The sequence below is a fragment of the Enterococcus sp. DIV0170 genome (assembly GCF_051710765.1).
GTDB lineage: Bacteria > Bacillota > Bacilli > Lactobacillales > Enterococcaceae > Enterococcus_A > Enterococcus_A raffinosus.
The window spans coordinates 257,987-274,814 of record NZ_JBIOLG010000001.1 but is presented as its reverse complement, the minus strand read 5'-3'; the positions used below and the strand labels follow the sequence as shown (position 1 = coordinate 274,814).

Annotated in this window: 11 protein-coding genes; all 11 read right to left on the bottom strand. The window is 40.4% G+C overall.

The window, feature by feature from the left end; all coding sequences use genetic code 11:
- Positions 1-4: 4 nt before the first annotated feature.
- The 11 genes from IGI50_RS01355 to IGI50_RS01305 all read right to left on the bottom strand — a co-directional run bounded on the left by IGI50_RS01355 (position 5) and on the right by IGI50_RS01305 (position 16,727).
- A complete protein-coding gene (locus IGI50_RS01355; protein WP_438775840.1) occupies positions 5-2,386 on the bottom strand; it encodes an ATP-binding cassette domain-containing protein in 2,382 nt (793 codons plus the stop codon).
- A complete protein-coding gene (locus IGI50_RS01350) occupies positions 2,386-2,832 on the bottom strand; it encodes a MarR family winged helix-turn-helix transcriptional regulator (protein ID WP_010747153.1) in 447 nt (148 codons plus the stop codon). The genes IGI50_RS01355 and IGI50_RS01350 overlap by 1 nt, the downstream gene beginning before the upstream one ends.
- A 235-nt stretch (positions 2,833-3,067) precedes the next feature.
- Complete coding sequence (locus IGI50_RS01345; protein ID WP_438775838.1) at positions 3,068-4,891, bottom strand: APC family permease; 1,824 nt, start codon at positions 4,889-4,891, stop codon at positions 3,068-3,070.
- A 176-nt stretch (positions 4,892-5,067) separates the two neighbouring features.
- Positions 5,068-7,803: a YhgE/Pip family protein gene (locus IGI50_RS01340; protein ID WP_438775836.1), complete on the bottom strand. Its 2,736-nt coding sequence runs from the start codon at positions 7,801-7,803 to the stop codon at positions 5,068-5,070.
- Positions 7,804-7,957: 154 nt separating this feature from the next.
- Complete coding sequence (locus tag IGI50_RS01335) at positions 7,958-8,275, bottom strand: hypothetical protein (protein ID WP_218256481.1); 318 nt, start codon at positions 8,273-8,275, stop codon at positions 7,958-7,960.
- A 1-nt stretch (position 8,276) separates the two neighbouring features.
- The gene (locus IGI50_RS01330; protein WP_438775834.1) at positions 8,277-9,209 is read right to left on the bottom strand and encodes an NADP-dependent oxidoreductase; all 933 of its coding nucleotides are present in this window, start codon (positions 9,207-9,209) and stop codon (positions 8,277-8,279) included.
- A gap of 18 nt (positions 9,210-9,227) precedes the next feature.
- Entirely contained in the window at positions 9,228-9,674 is a 447-nt protein-coding gene (locus IGI50_RS01325; protein WP_438775833.1) for a GNAT family N-acetyltransferase, read from the bottom strand.
- 110 nt (positions 9,675-9,784) lie between these two features.
- On the bottom strand, positions 9,785-11,665 hold the full coding sequence (locus IGI50_RS01320; protein WP_438775832.1) for an ABC transporter ATP-binding protein: 1,881 nt from the start codon (positions 11,663-11,665) through the stop codon (positions 9,785-9,787).
- On the bottom strand, positions 11,655-13,394 hold the full coding sequence (locus IGI50_RS01315; RefSeq protein ID WP_438775831.1) for an ABC transporter ATP-binding protein: 1,740 nt from the start codon (positions 13,392-13,394) through the stop codon (positions 11,655-11,657). The genes IGI50_RS01320 and IGI50_RS01315 overlap by 11 nt, the downstream gene beginning before the upstream one ends.
- A gap of 147 nt (positions 13,395-13,541) precedes the next feature.
- On the bottom strand, positions 13,542-15,188 hold the full coding sequence (locus IGI50_RS01310) for a MutS-related protein (protein WP_438775829.1): 1,647 nt from the start codon (positions 15,186-15,188) through the stop codon (positions 13,542-13,544).
- 84 nt (positions 15,189-15,272) lie between these two features.
- The gene (locus tag IGI50_RS01305; protein WP_438775827.1) at positions 15,273-16,727 is read right to left on the bottom strand and encodes a helix-turn-helix domain-containing protein; all 1,455 of its coding nucleotides are present in this window, start codon (positions 16,725-16,727) and stop codon (positions 15,273-15,275) included.
- Between the last annotated feature and the right edge of the window lie 101 nt (positions 16,728-16,828).

Here is a 16,828-nt window from a genome sequence, read left to right as displayed (position 1 = left end):
CTCCTTAATCCGCTTCTTCTATGCCTAATTCAGCATTGCTTAATTGTGACTGAGCAATTTCTTGATAGACAGCTGATGTTTGCATCAATTCTTCATGACGCCCTTGCGCAACGACACGGCCTTCATCCAATACGATAATATTGTCTGCATGCAGGATCGTTGATATTTTTTGTGCCACAATGATTTGCGTCGCATCCTTGATATTTTCAGCTAGCGCTTTACGCAATGCAACATCTGTTTTGTTATCAAGAGCTGAGAATGAGTCATCAAAGATCAATATCTTAGGATTCTTCGCTAATGCACGAGCGATTGACAACCGTTGTTTTTGTCCACCAGAAACATTAGTACCACCTTGAGAAATTGCACGATCAAAGCCTTTTTCGTTCGAGTTGATAAATTCATCAGCTTGTGCGATCGAAGCCGCTTTTTTCATTTGCTCATCAGAGATATCCGCATCGCCAAATTTGATATTTGACGCAATATCGCCAGAGAATAAAACACCTTTTTGTGGTACAAAGCCCATGATTTCATGCAGCTTGTGCATACTCATTTCACGAATATCGATGCCATCAATGGTGATTCGTCCACCAGTCACATCAAATAGACGCGGAATCAAATTAACGATCGTTGATTTCCCAGATCCAGTCGACCCAATCAAGGCTGTCGTTTCACCAGGCTTAGCCGTGAAATTGATGTGATGTAGTACATCAGCATCCGCATCGCCATAACGGAATTGAACACCTTCAAATTTCACTTCACCTTTAAAGTCATGGTCGTCTTTTGGTTGTTCTGGATCTTTAATCGTAGGTTCTGTGTTCAAAACTTCATCCACACGACCTGCAGCCACATTGGCACGAGGCAAGATAATAGATACCATCGACAACATCATGAAGGCCATAACGATTTGCATCGTGTAGGTAATAAACGCCATCATATCTCCGACCTGTAATTGACCATTGTCCATATTATGTCCGCCGACCCAAACGATCAAGACCGAGATACCATTCATCAACAGCATCATGATCGGCATCATCAGTGACATCGCACGGTTTACAAACATTTGTGTTTTCATCAAATTCGTGTTGGCCACATCAAATCGTTCTTCTTCATACTTTTCACGAGAAAACGCGCGAATAACTGGGAGCCCAGTGATGATTTCACGAGAAACCAAGTTCACACGGTCAACCAATGTTTGCAAAGCTTTAAACTTAGGCATCGTGGTCAGTAACAAGGTCACGACTAAAACTAAGACACCCGCTACAGCTACACCAACGATCCAGCCCATGCCAGTCCCGGTTTTATATACTCTGTAAATACCACCAATTCCTAAAATCGGAGCATACAATACGATACGCATGATCATAACGATCCCCATTTGAATCTGCTGGATATCGTTGGTATTTCGAGTAATTAATGAAGCTGGAGAGAATTTTTCCATCTCATTGTTAGAGAATTCCAATGTGCGTTCATATTGTCCGACCCGCAGGTTTTTACCCACTGTCGCGGCAACCAACGAACCAATCAGACCTACAATAATCGCTGCTACTGCTGATAGGAGTGTTAGACCGATCATTTTAGCACCTGTTTTGATCATGTAGTCGGTTTGAATTTTTTGCGTGTTGACGTTTAAGGCTTTGTATTCAGCTAAAGTCAACTGGATACCGACAGTCTTCAATGAAGCTTCACCAACATCACCTAAGCTATCCTTCGTCGCCTTACGCGCAGCGTTTACTTTGGCTGGCATCTCATCATTTTTTGCTTTAATCGCTTCGCCAAGCTTCTGAGCTTCTGCTCCTTTTGCTTGGGCCTCAGCAGCTAAGCTTTGAGCTTCAGCGCCTTTAGCGGCAGCCGTTGCGCCATCTGTTGCCGCTGCGGCTTCTTGTCCAGCAGCTTGTGCCTGTTCACCTAAAGCTTTTGCTTCCTGTCCTAACGTCTGTGCTTTGGCAGCATCTTTTGAAATAGCTGTGTAATCATTAATGATTTCTTTTGCTTCTTTCGCGTTGCTTGAATCTTTTGAACGAGTCGAAGCAATCATCATCATTGGCAGATCAAAGATTTTAGCTAATTTTTCTTTCGTCATGCCCTCTTGAAGATCTAGTTTATAGATAGCCACTTTTTTTCCATCAACGGTTTGAGTAGCTTCCTTATAATTGTCTTTAATCGTTTGCTTCTCTTTATCGGTCATGAAGATTTCGATTCCTTGAAGCGTTGATTTTCTAATTTTATCTGGAGTCGACTGTTCAAGTCCTCCTTGTTGAATACCGACATCAACGATATCCGATGTTAAACTTGGCAAGCTCAGATCACTAGATGCCTGTACAATTAAAAGTAAAAATACGGCGATGATCGCATACCAATATTTACCAAGATATTTAAAAATCTTCACTATTGCTCACCTTCCCCTTCCATGGATAATTTTTGCGAGTAGTCGACAAACTTTGCAGTTAATTCGAGATATTTTTTTGTGTCTTCTTCTCCCATAAGCTCAAACACTCGAACAATTTTATTTCGCATCTCCTGCTTTTCAGCTTTGGCTACTTTTTTTCCGCTTTCCGTTAAACTGACATTGATTCGCCGTCGATCATCAGGATCCATCGTTCGGCTAATCAATCCGCGCTTTTCCAAATTCCCCAACACAGCAGCAATTCGAGCAGTAGACAGATTAAGCGTATCGGCTAAATGCTTCGGATTTGTCGGTTCACCTAAACGATCCAGCACCTTAATGACGATATTAGCGCCTTTGCTGCTCTTTTCTATTTTACTGAATGCGCCATGACGATTTTGGACCATCAGCTGCATCAGTTCACGTTCAGCATCTTCTGCGAATGTCATTAGACTCCTCCCTCTTTCGAAAAAATAATTTCAGTCCATTAATACCTAACAGTGTTAGTAATTAATGCTGTTTGATATTACCGCTAATAGCAATTAAAATCAACCCATTTTACTCAAAAAAACAGATGAATCCGTTTTATTTTTAATTTTTTTGATTTCTCTTAAGAAATATAGTTTTTAAGCATAAAAAAGCAAGGTATCCATGCAATTTGGACACCCCGCTATTGACAGTTTTCTATTTTTTCAAATGATAATTATAGGTACTGATAATGATATCATCCCGATAAGACAAGCGGAAACGTAAACGCAACGCCGTTTGGTTATGCAAGGAACGTTTCCATGTTCTATTAGGAACAAATTCCGGAATCAAGACAGTCGTTGTATAGTTGTGCTGTTTGGCATTTTTACTTACCCGATCAACATATCGACTGACTGGATTGACGATCGACCGATAAGGAGAACGAATAACTGAAAAACGAACATCCGGGAATTTTTCTCTAAACTCATGACGTATCTCCCGTTCCTTCTCTTCATTCTCTTCTAACGATACATGCATGGCAATGACATAGTCACCGATTGAACGCGCATAGTTGATTGCGCCAATATTTACTTGAGTCACATTTCCAACTAGCACAATCACAGTATTTCCAGCGTATTCGTGCAATTCAACATCGTCAACTAAACGTAATTGTTCGGCAACATTTTTATAGTGCTCATGAACCTTGTAAAAACCAAAGATCAAAATCGGCATAATGATGAAGAAGGGCCAAATATCCGGTAAACGATAAACAAATAGAATCACTACGATTGCAAATGAAATCAAAGCACCGATAATGTTAGCAATAGATTTTCGAATCCAGTGATGTCCTTCTTTACGCCATTTCAAGACCATTCCAGTTTGTGATAACGTGAATGGAATGAAGACCCCTACTGAATACAATGGAATCAAGCGTTCTGTTGATCCTTGGAAAATCAACAACAGGACAATGGAACCTAAGGCCAGAGTAATAATCCCGTTTGAGTAGCCTAGACGATCGCCACGATCTTGATAGCGGTGAGGCAAAAATTTGTCCTTTGCTAAATTGTAAGCTAAGACAGGAAACGCTGAGAAGCCCGTATTTGCTGCTACCGCTAAAATCAAAGCTGTAACAAATTGCAATAGATAATACATGATACCTTTACCAAAGACGGCTTCTCCCACTTGTGATAGGACGGTCACTTCCGCCGTCGGAACAATTCCAAACCAATAGTTCAAAAAAGTAATTCCCGTAAAGAAGAACCCTAAAATCAAGCCCATCATTGCTAATGTTCCTGCAGCATTCTTTGCGCGCGGTTTTTTGAAGAACGGAACGGCATTACTAATTGCTTCAACCCCCGTCAACGAGGAAGAGCCGGAAGAGAATGCCCGCAGCAAGAGCGCCATAGTAATTCCTGGAACAACTGCTCCGACTTGAGCCGTTGCATGCATAGGCGCTGCACCTGTCACAATTTTAACAAGACCAACAATAATTAAGATCGTAATCACCGCAATAAAGCTGTACACGGGAACCATCAACAGTCCCGCACTTTCACGCAGCCCACGTAAATTCATCAGCATCAATAATAAAACAATAATAACGGAAATCAACACGCGATGATGATACAGGGCTGGAATTGCAGAAGCAATTGCCTCCGCCCCCGCTGATACGGACACAGCTACGGTCAACATATAATCGACGAGAAGTGAGCCGCCGGCAATCAGACCAGCATTTTTCCCTAAATTCTCACTACTGACGACGTATGCTCCGCCGCCATGAGGATAGGCATGAATAATTTGACGATAAGATAAAATCAATGACGCTAATAAAACCAAAACGACTATTGCGATTGGCAATGAATACCAAATCGCTGCTGCTGACAAGGTAACCAGAACAACAACGATCTGTTCCGTCCCATAAGCCACAGAAGATAGCGCATCTGAGGAAAGCATTGCTAAAGCAGCAAAACGTGACAAGTTTTGATCATCGTTTTCCGAAGACTTTAGCGGCCGGCCAACCAGCAAGCGTTTAAGATAATCCACTAGACTCACTCCCTATTTCTATTAATCAGCATTCTCTTTAAAAAATGCAAACAAGCGAAATATTACTCGCACTCCTATCAAATGTCAATGATTTTTCCAACAAATTTTCATACCTTTAGTAAAACACGAAAACAGGCAAAACAACAGTGATACGCTGTTGTCTTGCCTGTACTTTTTTAATGGAAAATTTTGCTTTCATGGGCAACTTTTGTAAGTTTGGTTAAACGAGGTTGTAATACTGGATATGCCCAAGTTCCTAGGATACCAAACACGATGAAAAGAACGATCATAATAATGATATCTCCTGTCGCATTTGGCCAATAGATCCCACCTGCGCTTTCACGCAGCAAGTTAACCGCATGGGTAAATGGCAACCAAGGATTGACTGCTTGGAAGAACTTCCCAGATACCTGGATTGGGTAGTTCCCGCCTCCACCAGAGATGGAAAGCACGAGAATAATAATCGCGATCCCCTTTCCGACAGTTCCGAAGAGCGCTACAAGCGTATAAACAATCATCATGAAGGACAGAGCGACCAATACAGCAAACAGTACGCTATAGACTGGATTTTTCACATAAACGCCTAGTAAGAACATATTTCCTAGCGTTACAATCAACGCTTGTCCAACGCTTACGACCAAATAGGTTAACATCCGTGCGCCAAACTGTTCACGTTTCGTGTATTTGCCGCGATCTTTTTTATCTAAGAAAAATTCTGTTGTGGTAACACTTGAGAACAATACCGCTCCAACCCACAGACATAATGCTGTATAGAAAGGCGTACTAGCTGACCCGTTATTTTCGATTGGATACATCGTATTGGTTTGTAAATCTACAGGAGTAGTGAAGAAGTCACTTTCCTTTTGTGCATCCAGCTTCAATAATTTCAATACTTGACCGAAGTCAATGGTCTTATCCCCTTGCTGAATCGCATTCGCCGCTTTTTGGATACCGCTGCGTAGAGTCGGCCAATCATTTTGGATTAAATCCGTCGCAAGATTTAAGGCCTGTTCAACCTCGGGCATTTTATCATTTGCGACTTTCAAGCCGCCTGTCAGGTCCTTTTTCACACCCGGCCAATCATTTTGCATGAAGTCCGCAGCCATGCCTAACTTTTGTTCTACTACTGGCAATTCATTATTGTAAAGATCTGCACCTGTATTTATCCCATTAACAATGTCGTTCATATGTCCATTTAATAGCACATTTGCATCATGTACTTCCTGACCAATGGCTGGCATTTGTTTTTGATATTTTTCTAAGAAGGTGATCGCATTGCTGACAGTGCCTTCTGTCGAATTTAATAAAGAAGCAAAATCAATTTGCTGTGCTTGATTCAATACCCCTTGTGCTGTAGTAATTGTATTGATTAATTTATCAAGAATCGTGCTGACCGTTTGAGAGATTTGCTCAACGTTGATACCGTTAACGAAATTAGTAATATTTCCAGCAGCTGTATTGATTTCCTTTAAATATTCTTTTGCTTCATCTGTACTACCATTTTGAACCAAATCATTAAGGTGACCAAAACGATTGCTTAGATCGCCTAGAGAATTTTTCACATTTTCAAGTTGACCTATAATTGTTGCTAAACTTTGACTTGCTTCAGTATTACCGTTATCTTCTGCTGTTTTCTTTAAGTCCGTCAAAAATTGATTGAGTTTATCTATGGCTTCTTGTTGTCCTGCAAGATTATTTTGAAAATCACCAATGATTGCAGCAATATGTGCTTTTTCATCTGCAGTCAATTCTTCTTTATCTAATAAAGCAGATAAATCACTAGTTATTGATTGTGTCGTCGTCGCTACTTGTCCAATCGACTGCAGCGTCACCTGAACACTGCTTGAAATACTGGGTACCGCGGATTTCAGCTTTTCTGCGCCATCTTTTGTTGTTGCAGCAAAATCGTCCACTTGGTTCCCAAGCTTTTGAATGTCCGGCAGGATCGTTTGAACCTGATGAATGATGTTCAATCCTTGTTTGGCCTCATTAATGCCGTCATTCATTGTCTTTTGAATCTCAGCAAAGTCACCGTCAACTTGAGCTAATTGATTGCCAGCTTGTTGAATTTCTGGAATCTTCTGCTGTAGAGTCAAGATAACACTAGCTTGCTGTTTGATCTCTGGCATCTTTTGATTTAACGTGATCAATTTTTGGCCCATTTCATCGACTTGTGGTAAATAAGCCTGCAATTCATTGGCTTTTGCTAATTTTTCCTTCAACTCAGGTAACTTGCCCTGCACCTCTACAACTTCCTGCGTATATTTATCGATTTCACCTAAATTATCATTCGTAGTAAGAATCAAATTTTTGACCTTATTGATACTTACTAAGTTCTCATCAATGTTATAGCCGATCTCATTAAAAACCTTCAACAGTGTTGAACTAGCTGTTTTAATAAACTCTTGACTGATTTCTTGTTGGATTGATCCGGCACCCTTATCCGTAATTTTCGGTGCGATCGCATTGATTTTTTGATTCAGATAATATTCGATCTTTGGTTTTTTTATATCTCCGGAGGTGAAGCTCAATAAATCTTTCGAAAATTCTTTTGGTAGATAAATACCCGCATAGTATTTACCAGACTTTACGCCTTCGACGACTTGTTCTTTTGAGTCAACGAAGCGCCAGCCTAATTGCTTATTTTTGTGAAGATTTTTGACGACTTCATTTCCGATCTCGACATCCTTGTCTTGGAATTTCGCCCCTGTATCGGCGCTGTACACAGCGATTGGTAATTCACCGGTATTGGAATATGGATCCCATAAGGCTTTTATATTGAACCAGGCGTAAAGGGATGGAATGATAACTAACGCAGCCATCAGAAAAATGGCGATCGGATTTTTGAAAATTCGTCGCCAATCTAATTTAAAAAGACTCCATGTATGTTTAAGAGATTGTAAAACTTTCATTGATTTCACCTACTATTTTTTCTCGCTGAACCACTTTAGCACGGAATTTCGGCTAATTTCAATTCTAGTGTGGGTCTGAAATGACCTTTTTTGACATTCCTAACGATTTGTCATAATTGTATCCCTTTTCACCTATGAAAAGCTAAAGAAATGCTTAAAGGCTGAGTTTTTTGGCCTTGATAAAGCGATTTAGAAGTTGATCTGTCAAGGCTTCGATTCTTTCTAAATCATTTTCCTGTGATAGGTTCAAAATCGGTGTTGCTTCCAAATCCCGTAAACGAATCGGCTGCATCTGATTCCCTTCTAAACGCAGCGTCACCTCTGGATGTGGAATCTTGTCTCCGCAAGGCCCCGCGACTAAAAACGCAAGCTGATAGCCTCCATCAATTTCACGCAAGCGATAATAGCCATCTGCCAAATCTTCTGTTCCATCAAAATTCGCTTTTATTAATAACCATTTTCGTTGATCCATTTTATGCCTCTCTTTTAATAATGATTTTTCCGGCTGACGGGTGACCTTCTAATGCTTCATGTCCTTGAATCACACTCGATAAAGTGAAGGGCAATACTTCTGCAATCGTTAACTGAAGATTGTCCGCTAGTTCTGTTAATGCCGTCAACGCTTCAAAATCTGAATAATCCTTTGAAGGACTGTAAGAGAGGTAATGCCCAGATTTTTTTTGTTCCTCTGGCAGGTCGTTTAAGGCGACAAAATTCCCGCCTTCTTTCATAATCTGCATCCCTGATTCACCAGCACGCCCGCCTTTAGTTGCGTCAATTACTGTATCCGCCTGATTTTCAAAAATCACTCCAGCATCCTCTTCATCATAAGCAACAAAGTGATCCGCTCCTAGTTGACGAACTAAGGACTCATTCCGTTTAGAAGCCGAAGCAAAAACAATCTTTCCTTGTTTCTTTAGAAATTGGACTAGCAGTGAGCCAACTGCTCCAGATGCCCCTTGTACCATCACTGTCTTCCCAATATCATCACCTAATACGTGCGTGACTAAATTGTACGTTGTTAACCACGGAGTTACAGCACCTGCTGCCGCTTCCCAAGACATTGAAGCTGGTTTCTTCACTATTTTTTTACCTGGAACGACTACTTCTTCGCCATAAGTCCCTCCAACCGCATGAACAATCACTTCATCGCCAATCTTTACATGGGCAACTTCACTGCCAACTTCTGTCACGATTCCCGCACCATCATTGCCTAATACGTAAGGAAATTTAAGTGTTCGAAAATCACGCATCGCTCCTTGCCGCAAAGCAATATCATAAGGATTAATCGCGAAAGACAATAGCTTTACCCGAACATGGCTCGCATCCACCGCTCGAGGTTCTGCCTCGATTTCTATCAATACATCTTTGGCCGTACCGTAATCTTTTATTGCAAAACGTTTCATCTTCATCTGTCCTTTCTATTATTTATAAACCATTGACTGAAACCTTATCCCTGAAACAGTTTTTTCGTTTCCTTCAATTTGAAACCCTAACCGTTCATATATCGGAACAGCATAGGGAGAAGAATTGACTGTTACTTGTTCCGGCATTAGTTCTGAAAGTATCTCTTGAAATAATTGCTTCGCGATCCCTCGACGATGATAGGCTTCGTCAACAAACAAAAGTGCTACATGAGCAGGTAAACGGACCGCTAGCAGTCCTACGATTTGCTGGGCATCTTTCCCACACCAAACCTGTACTTGATTCGCTGCAAGCTCCATTTCTAGCTCTTCATCCAAATATGTCAAAAAATGAGCCACGCCCTCCTTTGAATAATCTGGTGCTTCAAATGTCATAAATACTTTTTTGACCAATTTTTTCGCCTCAGATAATTCCGATAGGTCCAACCTTGAAATCTCAACATTCATCCCACCGCTTCCTTTCCAGAAACCTTTATTTTTATTGTAGCGATTCTTTTACAGTTGTTCCAACAAAAAGGTGTGTCTCACCTATGCAAGACACACCTTTTCTTTAGCAACTAATCTAATTCAACTTTTCCAGTATACAATTGATAATACATTCCGCCTTCGGCTAACAGACTTTCATGATCTCCACGTTCAATGATTCGACCATGATCCATTACCATAATCACATCCGAGTTTTGAATCGTTGATAATCGATGGGCAATAACAAATACCGTGCGCCCTTCCATTAAACGATCCATTCCAGATTGAACGATGCTTTCCGTTCGAGTATCAATACTAGAGGTTGCTTCGTCCATGATCATAACTGGGGGATCTGCGATCGCGGCACGGGCAATCGCCAATAATTGACGTTGTCCCTGTGATAGACCTTCGCCATCGCCAGTGATCACCGTATCGTATTTTTCTGGCAAATGCTGGATAAAGGTATCCGCATTTGATAGCTTCGCTGCTTGATAAACCTCTTCGTCTGTCGCACTTAAATTTCCGTAACGAATATTTTCCTTAACGGTCCCTGTGAATAGATGGGTATCCTGCAAAACGATCCCTAAAGAAGAACGCAGAGAGCTTTTTTTGATTTTTTTGACATTGACACCATCGTAGCGTATTTTACCTTCTTGAATATCGTAGAATCGATTAATCAGATTCGTGATTGTCGTTTTACCAGCACCTGTCGCCCCGACAAAAGCCACCTTTTGACCAGGCTCGGCATAAAGATTAATATCATGCAGTACCAGTTGATCGTCATTGTAGCCGAAATTCACATCCTCGAATCGAACATCTCCGGTCAGACGGACATAAGAAGTCGTGCCATCTTCATGAGGATGCTTCCAAGCCCATATACCAGTCCGTTCATTGGTCTCGACTAGATCCTCATTAACTTCTTTGACATTGACTAACGTTACATAGCCATCATCCACTTCTGATTCTTCATCCAATAATTGGAAAATCCGATCTGCCCCCGCCAAAGCCATAATAACGAAATTGATTTGTTGTGAAATTTGACTAATAGGACCATTCAACGAACGGCTCAATTGTAAGAACGAAGCAATCATTCCGACAGTCAGAGCAGAAACACCGTAAACTGCAAAGAGGCCGCCAATTATTGCCACTAAAACATACTGAATATTCAAGAGATTCATCATAATGGGCATTAATGTATTTGCAGTAGCATTGGCTTTCGTCGCACTTTCTTGCAGCTGATCATTGATTACGTCGAATTCCTTCATTGCATTTTCTTCATGATTGAAGACCTTTACTACCTTTTGTCCGTGCATCATCTCTTCGATGTATCCATTGACTTTTCCAAGAGAGCGCTGCTGTTCACCAAAATACCTTCCGCTGCGATTGGTAATAAAACGAAGCATGACAAACATCATTGAAACCGAAACAATAACAAAACAAGTTAAAGGAATACTCAATGAAAACATCGCAATAAACACGGAAACAAATGTGACTAGCGCCATCATTAGATTCGGAATACTTTGCGAGATCATCTGACGCAATGTATCGGTGTCATTGGTAAAATGACTCATGATGTCTCCATCAGCATTTGAATCAAAATAGCGTAAGGGCAACGTTTCTAGATGATTAAACATTTGATCGCGAATCTTCTTTTGCGTTCCTTCAGAAACTTTTACCATGATCAGGTTATAAGAAAGCGTCCCAATAATCCCGACAACGTAAATCAAAGCCATCGTCATAATCGCCTTCAACAAACCTGTGAAATCAGGATTGCTTTGTCCAATCAATGGAGTGATGTAATCATCGATCACGACCTGCAAAAACAGTGAGCCCCGCACATTCGCAAAGGCACTGATCAGGATCATGAAAAAGACAATGATCAGTTGCATTTTATGCTCCTTCGCCATAATTTTCAAAAGGCGTTTGATTGTTTTCATAGGGCTGGATTTGGGCATCGTTGCTTTATTCATCATGGTCACCAAATCCTTTCTGTTGAGAATCAAAGACTTCTTGATAGATAACATTATTTGCCAGCAGCTCATCATGCGTTCCGACACCGTTGATTTTTCCATCGTCCAATACGATGATTCGATCTGCATCTTGGATGGAACTGATCCGTTGAGAAATAATGAAGGTCGTCGTCCCTGGAATCTCTTTAGCTAGGCCTTCGCGAATCGCCCGATCCGTTTTCGTATCTACTGCACTCGTAGAATCGTCTAAGATCAGAATTTTGGGCTTTTTCAACAAAGCACGGGCAATCGTCAAGCGCTGCTTCTGACCGCCGGAAACATTGTTCCCGCCTTCAGAGATCATTGTGTCATATTTATTAGGAAATTCTTGAATAAATGAATCTGCCTGTGCAATCGTTGCTGCATGGATAACTTCTTCCTCTGTGGCGTTTTCATCGCCCCAGCGCAGATTTTCCGTGATCGTTCCGCTGAATAAAACATTATTCTGGAGAACCATTCCCACTTGGTCACGTAATGTTTCTAAATCGTAGCTGCGAACATCATGACCGCCTACTTTGATTTGACCATGCGTAACATCGTAAAGTCGTGGAATCAACTGGACCAAACTTGATTTTGAACTCCCGGTCCCCCCCACAATTCCGATGACTTCACCAGAAGCTATTTTCAAATCAATATTTTCCAATACTAGTTTATCCATATCATCTTTGTAGCTAAAGCAGACATCTTTAAATTCTACTGAACCATCTGATACTTCTGTCAGAGGATTATCGCCATTTTTCAGATCACTTTCTTCCGTCAACACCTCTGTTATTCGCTCCGCAGATGTACGGGCGATCATCAACTGAACAAAGGTCATTGACATCATCATCAAGCTCATCAAGATCTGCATTGTATAATTGAACATACTGACTAACTCACCGGTAGTCAGATTCCCTTTGTCTACGATCAATTCCGCACCTAACCAAGAAAGCAGCAGCATACACGTATACACGGCTACCTGCAGGAGCGGCATATTGAAAGCGACGATTCGTTGTGCCTTCGTAAAATTATCAAAAACCATTTTTGATACACGACTGAATTTTTTTTCTTCATGGCCTTCACGGACATAAGACTTCACCACTCGGATCCCTTGCAGATTTTCATGGACCACGTTGTTCAATCGGTCATAGGTTCGGAATACCTTTTCAAACAAAGGATGGGCAAAGCGAATAATCAGACCTAGCCCCACAATCATAATCGGAACAATCACTAAATAAATCATGGATAGCTCTCGATTAATATGAAAGGTCATCACTAATGAGAAAATCAAGATCAGCGGTGAGCGTACCAAAATCCGGATCACCATTTGATAAGCATTTTGAACATTGGTAACATCCGTGGTTAAACGAGTGATCAAACTCGAACTTGAAAAACGATCAATATTCGAGAAGGAGAAACTTTGAATCCGTTCAAACAAGTTATGACGCAAATTTTTGGCAAATCCTGCTGAGGCGATAGCGGCAGTTCGCCCGCCTAATGTTCCCATAGCCAGTGCAAACAATGCACACAAAAATAATAAACCACCATAACGTAAAATCGTATTCGTATCACTTTTTTCGATGCCATGATCGATCAACCCTGCCATGATCAAGGGCATGATCACATCCATCAAAACCTCCCCCATTGTAAATAGAGGGGTCTGTAAGCTCTGCTTCTTATATTCACCGATATTTGCCAGTAATTTTTTCAGCATGTATTCACGTCCTTTCCTAACTAATTGCTTACTATAGTATAGAGATTTTTATACAAAAGTTCTAATAAATTAACCCCTTTTTCATAAAAAAGAGCCCTCTTGTTTTTAAGAGGCTCTTTCATTTCGAAACAAAACATACTTGTCCGCCTATTTTTTTAGAATCGGCCACTTTCGCTGCTGATCGAAATAACGCGCCTCATTTTGAGCCTGAGTGACCAGTTTTTCAGGATAATCCATCACCTTCAACAAGGCGATTGCGTTACGAGTAATTGCCGGTCCTTTCTTTAATAAGTAGTCAAACGTGATGCCTTGTTCTTCTGTCACCGTTTCCTCAAAATGCACATTATCACATTGATTTTTCAGGATTTCAGTCAATTCAATCTCATGTGTCGCTACAAAGCTTAAGCTTGGGTAATCTGCCAACCAGGTAACAACACTAGAAGAAGCTGCGATTCGTTCAATCGTATTCGTTCCTTTTAGTATTTCATCAATAAAACAATAGCATCGTTCACCTTGTTCCACTTGATCCAGAAGCCTTTTGATTGATTTTGTCTCAGCGACAAAATAACTGTCACCTGCGATAATGTCATCTTCAACAGCCATGGAAGTTAGAACGTGTCCCGCCTGTAAGACAAATTCTTCAGCAATTGCTGTATTGATCGTCTGAGAAAGAATCGCACTAATAGCAATACTTTTGACATAGGTCGATTTTCCAGAGGCATCGGAGCCGGTAACTAATGTATTTCGATGCCAGTCAACAGGATTAACCACTGAATAATCAACAAGCGGATGATAAACGTCCTTTGCTTGAATTCCTCCTTCAGCAAATTCTGGCTGGCAGCTTTCTGGGAAATACGTCCGAAAATTCAGAACCGCTGCGGCAACCTCCATCTCTCCCAGCACCGTCCACAAAGCAATTGCTTCTTGACTATATTTACTCAAGCGAGAAATCACGAAATTATAGGCAATAAAAGGAATCATAAAAGCCAAATTCAAATATTCAAATAAAATATCCGCTTCACTTGTACTCTTTACTCGAAAGGTAAAACCCCAGCGAGCAATGGATTTTAAGGGTTTTACATTTTTCATGATTTCTGTCTGACGTGGAGTTGCTAACTTACTTAATCTATTAGCCAAAGAAATCGACTGAACCAAATAGCGCATACTTTCTAATTCTGTTTCCAAGTTGGCTTTCTTTGTCATATAAAAAATAATATTGAATAAAATAGAACCCAGCAGCAAAAATATACCTATTGGTCCAATGAATAAAAGCGAAAGAAGTCCCACAAGCGGCAAAGCTCCCAGTAAAACAAATAACCATAAATTCCCTAACTTTTCTTTTTGACCATTCGCAATATATTGCTTAGTAAAATTATTGTCCCACTTTCCCAATCCAGCAAAATGATACTGAACCTTCTCTCTGATTTCAGGGTTCGCTTGATAAAACTGGATCAACTCTTCTAAATCATCGGCTTGATGAAAATTATAGTTTCTCAAGCGTTGATACAACGCCTCTGATCCAATACTAGAATAAGTCCCATTGAGCAGTTCAAAAATTTCACGCATATTCAAGTCGTACCAAGTTAAATCGTCAATTTCACTATCCCATTCATGAAATTGCTTTTCAAGCTGCCAGACAGCCTTCAAACTTTCTTCTTTATCAAAACGAGTCTGACGTGGCAATTTTCCCCACTGGGTTCTAACCCGAATCTTGAGTTGGGAAGAACTATCTAACACGACAAAAAATATCGCAACAATCAAAACAATACCTACAGCTAATAGTATGGGATTCATCAATTTCTCCTCACTTAGAACAGTTAATCCCATTGTAGCGAAAGTTATGAGCAATAGAAACAAAAAAAGAGACTCAAAGCGAGTCTAACGAATCTCTTTTATCACAGAACCAATCGATGACAAATCACTCTCTGTCAAAAAATCATCAACGATTTTCAAATTACCATAGGAATAATTCTTAATTGGGTAGTTAGCAAGCACTAGATCATAATCTTTGAAGTTCACATCCTGCCGATAATTCAACGCTGATCCTTGATGGGATTCGATCCATACCCGAGAATGAAACCGACTCCTAATGAGTTCTGCAAGCAATTCTGCATGACTTTTACCAGAATCACTCATCACCAAAATCTTAACCTTTGTCGAATGAGTATCTAAAGAGTGTGCCAATCCCTCCCATTCTTTAAATAAAACTGTCAGAACTGAAAAATAAAATTGACTAAACCAAGGGTCTCCGAGTGTTCGTTCCATCCGCAGTAATAATTGATGGACGTATTTTGTGAAATGCGGGTATTGCTGTTTTGCATTTCGTGAAAAATAAGCAGCCGAGTCAAATAAAATTGACCGTGGATAGGGACAAACCTGATATGCTGCTTGTATTTGCAAAAGTTTTTGCAGGATAACTTTACGTCTTTCATCAGACAGAGGGATTTCATAAACATGCTCCAGCTCTCCAAGAAAACTATCTAAATACCCGAGTGTATGTTGACAAGTTGGATCAAAACGCGTAATGAAACACGAACAAAACAAACTATTCGCCACCTCATAATACCACTCATCTGTCACTAAATATTCCGAGTTTTGGACTATTCGATCTGCTGCTGGTCTCAAGGTCAAAATTTTATCAATCAACGCTTGATTCAAGCTCATTTTCTCTCGCTCTGATAATACAAACCCCTGTGACGTACGCTCGATAATGATCGCCAATAAGTAACTGCTCTCTAGAACTTCACGATCATTATAAACAATATCAAAAGAACGATTCGCACATTTGATAAACTCAATCATTCGTTGGCGTTCTAATACAAATGGCCATTCGTTCAATCCATATTTCTCTAAAAATAATTGAACATAAAAAACACGGACCCACCGTTCGTTTTTCGCATTTACTCGAAAGGGCCTTCGTTCCAAAACGAGCCCTTTTTCTTTTAAAACCTTATCAATTTGCTTGATCATGCGATAAAAAGTCGCTTCACTAATGTACAGCTCCTTGATCCAATAATCCATATCTTCATTTGGTTGGAAGAAGATTCGTTCCAAAAAAGTAAAGGCTTCAGACTCTTCCATCAAATTTCGCGCTAGCTGTCGTGTCTTATTATGAAGTGCATCATTCAAACGAAAGCCGTTTGTACGAGAATATTCTACCCCAACATGTTCTCCCCAATGATCATTGATTGCTTCAACATCAGAGATAACCGTTTTCATTGAGCAATCTAACAGATCAGCAATCATTTCTGGATTCTGCCATCCAATCAAATCCCTTAAAACACCAATAATGGCTAGCCGCCGTTGTGTTGTATTTTTTAATAATCTTCGCACAAAAGTCCCCCCTTAAGCCAATTGTCACTATTCTTCAAATTCAATAATCTTTTTTATTTTTTTGGATTATAACATTCTTTGGTCATTATATCATAAAATAA

What these genes read in the sequence shown, in the direction of transcription:
- IGI50_RS01325 (WP_438775833.1), bottom strand. Translation starts at nt 9,674, where the DNA reads ATGAATGTTGAGATTTCAAGGTTGGACCTATCGGAATTATCTGAGGCG.
- IGI50_RS01320 (WP_438775832.1), bottom strand. Translation starts at nt 11,665, where the DNA reads ATGATGAATAAAGCAACGATGCCCAAATCCAGCCCTATGAAAACAATC.
- IGI50_RS01315 (WP_438775831.1), bottom strand. Translation starts at nt 13,394, where the DNA reads ATGCTGAAAAAATTACTGGCAAATATCGGTGAATATAAGAAGCAGAGC.
- IGI50_RS01350 (WP_010747153.1), bottom strand. Translation starts at nt 2,832, where the DNA reads ATGACATTCGCAGAAGATGCTGAACGTGAACTGATGCAGCTGATGGTC.
- IGI50_RS01330 (WP_438775834.1), bottom strand. Translation starts at nt 9,209, where the DNA reads ATGAAACGTTTTGCAATAAAAGATTACGGTACGGCCAAAGATGTATTG.
- IGI50_RS01340 (WP_438775836.1), bottom strand. Translation starts at nt 7,803, where the DNA reads ATGAAAGTTTTACAATCTCTTAAACATACATGGAGTCTTTTTAAATTA.
- IGI50_RS01310 (WP_438775829.1), bottom strand. Translation starts at nt 15,188, where the DNA reads ATGAATCCCATACTATTAGCTGTAGGTATTGTTTTGATTGTTGCGATA.
- IGI50_RS01335 (WP_218256481.1), bottom strand. Translation starts at nt 8,275, where the DNA reads ATGGATCAACGAAAATGGTTATTAATAAAAGCGAATTTTGATGGAACA.